Below are 4,199 nucleotides of genomic sequence, written 5' to 3'. Positions count from 1 at the left end.
CCCACAACGGGATGCCAAGGTGCCCGAACACCACGATCCCAAGGGGGATGCACCGCGCGAAAAAACGGGAGCACCGCACAAGCCTCAGAAAGGACAGCCCCCGATCAAGGCCACCCCTTCCGGCGCCTCACAACGCCCGAAATAGCCTGCTCCCTTTTGTGGCTTCTTCGGTAAAAACGATATTTTTCTTAGATGAAACAAACTCTCGCGGCCTTTTCGAAATCTTGAAGAAAAAATGCGAAGATTTTTCGCCAAAGACTTTGACGTATCGAAGGGAATGCGTACTTTTGCAAAGTCAATAGCACAAATATGTCTTACACGTGCGAAATGATTCCACTGTTGATAGGTGGCCAACTAAGAGCTAATAGTTTTTTCATCTTTAATAAGTTCTGTGAGGGAATGTTCCGTCGTGAGACGGAGTGTTCCCATTTTTGTGTTTCTCCCTCCTTTTTCCGATTCCTCCGTCCCCCTTTCTCTCGGATGGGGACTCATTCCTCCCATTTCTTTCCTTCCTTCCCTCTCCTTCCCTCTCGCGCGCACGCGCGCGTATACACTATATAGTGTGTGCAAATTGCCTTCACTCCTTCACCGATGGGGGAGAGGAGTTGAAAATCAGGGGAATAGGGGTGAAGGCAAAGGTGAAGGAAAATAGTGAAGGGTAGAGGTGAAAAGCAAAGGTCGTAAAGGCGAATCAGGCCGTTGTGAGGTGTTTTTCTGTGGGTGGTGAAGGCAGTGAAGGCAAAAAACGTGGGATTATAGTGTAGTGTGCGCGCGTAATGCGCACACGCGTGCGAGAGAAAACGTGGATAGAGTAGAGGAGCGCTGCTTTTTGGGCTTGGTGTTGAAAGAGAGAGGAGGCTTTGTCCATCTCCGAGATGATTTGCTCTACCTCTGATGTAGTTCGATTTACCTCAGAGATAATTTTTTCAACCTCAGAGATAGAAAAAACTACCTCCGAGTTAGTTGGATTTATCTTAGATGCAGTTTTGTGGCTCTTGGATGTACATCGGGGCAAAAAGGGGGCAGAAAGTGGGAGGGAGGGGCGAAGGGAGGAAAAATGGGCTTATGAGCGATTTCTGCCAAATAGAAGCATCAAAATCGCGGTCTTGTAACTTTTTTGAAAACTTTTCTGCGGGATTGTTTGGAGGTAACGGAAGTTTGTTGTACTTTTGCACTCGCAATCGGGACGCAAGGCTATCTTGCTCACTTCGATACGCTCTGCCGCAAGGTGGGTGGGATGGGAGGAATGATTGCAATATGCTCTTTGAAAGAATTACATAACAGATTGTAGAGAAGTACAAGGAACAATCAACAATGAAACAACGAATGCAATGAGCAATCGAGGTTTCGGGTAAAATGAAATTGTACCGTTCAATTCTACTCAATTTAAGGATAGGTTCTGAGCAATAAACAGAGAAACAAACAAATGATTATATTTACAATGAAGAGTTTGATCCTGGCTCAGGATGAACGCTAGCTACAGGCTTAACACATGCAAGTCGAGGGGCAGCGGGCAGAAAGCTTGCTTTCTGTGCCGGCGACCGGCGCACGGGTGCGTAACGCGTATCGAACCTACCACATACTCAGGGATAGCCTTGCGAAAGTAAGATTAATACCTGATGTTGTTTAGAGTCCGCATGGAGACTAAACCAAAGATTTATTGGTATGTGATGGCGATGCGTCTGATTAGGTAGTAGGCGGGGTAACGGCCCACCTAGCCATCGATCAGTAGGGGTTCTGAGAGGAAGGTCCCCCACATTGGAACTGAGACACGGTCCAAACTCCTACGGGAGGCAGCAGTGAGGAATATTGGTCAATGGACGAAAGTCTGAACCAGCCAAGTAGCGTGCAGGATGACGGCCCTCCGGGTTGTAAACTGCTTTAGTTCGGGAATAACGACGGGGACGTGTCCCTGGAAAGAATGTACCGAAAGAATAAGGACCGGCTAATTCCGTGCCAGCAGCCGCGGTAATACGGAAGGTCCGGGCGTTATCCGGATTTATTGGGTTTAAAGGGAGCGTAGGCGGACTGTTAAGTCAGCGGTTAAAGAGTGTGGCTCAACCATACGATGCCGTTGAAACTGGTGGTCTTGAGTGCACACAGGGATGCTGGAACTCGTGGTGTAGCGGTGAAATGCTTAGATATCACGATGAACTCCGATCGCGAAGGCAGGTGTCCGGGGTGTAACTGACGCTGAGGCTCGAAAGTGTGGGTATCAAACAGGATTAGATACCCTGGTAGTCCACACAGTAAACGATGAATACTCGCAGTTTGCGATATATTGTAAGCTGCCAAGCGAAAGCATTAAGTATTCCACCTGGGGAGTACGCCGGCAACGGTGAAACTCAAAGGAATTGACGGGGGCCCGCACAAGCGGAGGAACATGTGGTTTAATTCGATGATACGCGAGGAACCTTACCCGGGCTTGAACTAGCTTCGACGAGAGTAGAGATACTCTTTTCTTCGGACGGAGTTAGAGGTGCTGCATGGTTGTCGTCAGCTCGTGCCGTGAGGTGTCGGCTTAAGTGCCATAACGAGCGCAACCCTTTTCCTTGGTTGCCATCAGGTAATGCTGGGCACTCCATGGATACTGCCATCGTAAGATGTGAGGAAGGTGGGGATGACGTCAAATCAGCACGGCCCTTACGTCCGGGGCTACACACGTGTTACAATGGGAGGTACAGAAGGTCGCTACCTAGTGATAGGATGCTAATCTTAAAAACCTCTCTCAGTTCGGATTGGAGTCTGCAACCCGACTCCATGAAGCTGGATTCGCTAGTAATCGCGCATCAGCCATGGCGCGGTGAATACGTTCCCGGGCCTTGTACACACCGCCCGTCAAGCCATGAAAGCCGGGGGTGCCTGAAAGCCGTGACCGCGAGGGTCGGCCTAGGGTAAAACTGGTGATTGGGGCTAAGTCGTAACAAGGTAGCCGTACCGGAAGGTGCGGCTGGAACACCTCCTTTCTGGAATGCGACGAACCTATTTTGGTAGATATAAGGTACAACGATTTGATTGTATCTGCGTACTTCTCGCAGACTGTTATGAAATATAAGAGAAAGATGAAGCCGAGCACTCCAGTTCGAGGGTCGCAAGGTTTGATTATTTCTGCCAGTCCTATAGCTCAGTTGGTTAGAGCGCCACACTGATAATGTGGAGGTCGGCAGTTCAAATCTGCCTGGGACTACTTCGTAACTGTATGGGGGATTAGCTCAGCTGGCTAGAGCACCTGCTTTGCAAGCAGGGGGTCAACGGTTCGAATCCGTTATTCTCCACTCTTACTGCTCAGACGACCGTATGGTCACCATAGTTAGAGCAAATGATCTTTGACATATTGAACACGCAACAAAGTTGATGAGTTGTTGGGTAGATAAGGTGACGATAGAATCGTACTTGTTACGGATTTATTGGTTTACCCATTTACTGAACAACTCGCAAATCATCTAAGTAACTTATAAAGGTAACACAAGTACAGCTTTAAGTATATTCGCCAGGGTTGTTTTTTTTAGACAACTCATGGGCAACGAAGTAAAGAAGGGCGTACGGTGGATGCCTAGGCTCTTACAGGCGATGAAGGACGTGATAAGCTGCGATAAGCTTCGGGTAGGTGCAAATGACCATTGATCCGAAGATTTCCGAATGAGACAACTCGGCAGGTTGAAGGCCTGTCATCCCGCGAATGCGGGAGGCTAACGCGGGGAACTGAAACATCTTAGTACCCGTAGGAAAAGAAAATAATAATGATTCCCTCAGTAGTGGCGAGCGAACGGGGAAGAGCCCAAACCAATGATGTTTTGGCATGATTGGGGTTGTAGGACTGCGTCATTGCAAGAAATCAGAATAGAGGAACGTTTTGGAAAGAACGACCATAGAGAGTGACAGTCTCGTACTCGAAATTTTGATGAAGCATAGCAGAATCCTGAGTAGGGCGGGACACGTGAAATCCTGTCTGAATCCGGCGGGCCCATCCGCCAAGGCTAAATACTCGTAAGAGACCGATAGCGTACCAGTACCGTGAGGGAAAGGTGAAAAGCACCTCTGTCAGAGGAGTGAAAGAGTTCCTGAAACCGTACGCCTACAAGCGGTCGGAGCACCTTATGGTGTGACGGCGTGCCTTTTGCATAATGAACCTACGAGTTACCGTCATTGGCAAGGTTAAGAGTAACGATGCTCCGAGCCGAAGCGAAAGCGAGTCTGAA

General features: G+C 48.7%; 2 tRNA genes and 2 rRNA genes. All 4 read left to right on the top strand.

What is annotated here, in order from left to right:
* Window positions 1-1,438 precede the first annotated feature (1,438 nt).
* A 16S ribosomal RNA gene (locus tag H8527_RS09605) occupies window positions 1,439-2,966 on the top strand.
* Window positions 2,967-3,113: 147 nt separating this feature from the next.
* Window positions 3,114-3,187, top strand: a tRNA-Ile gene (locus tag H8527_RS09600).
* Window positions 3,188-3,201: 14 nt separating this feature from the next.
* Window positions 3,202-3,275: transfer RNA gene (locus H8527_RS09595), tRNA-Ala, on the top strand.
* A 247-nt stretch (window positions 3,276-3,522) separates the two neighbouring features.
* A 23S ribosomal RNA gene (locus H8527_RS09590) occupies window positions 3,523-4,199 on the top strand; the annotation flags it as partial.

The organism is Alloprevotella sp. Lung230 (assembly GCF_014385435.1).
In the GTDB taxonomy this organism is placed as follows: domain Bacteria; phylum Bacteroidota; class Bacteroidia; order Bacteroidales; family Bacteroidaceae; genus Alloprevotella.
The sequence above is the reverse complement of the archived record's forward strand: the minus strand, read 5'-3'. Positions and strand labels throughout refer to the sequence as shown.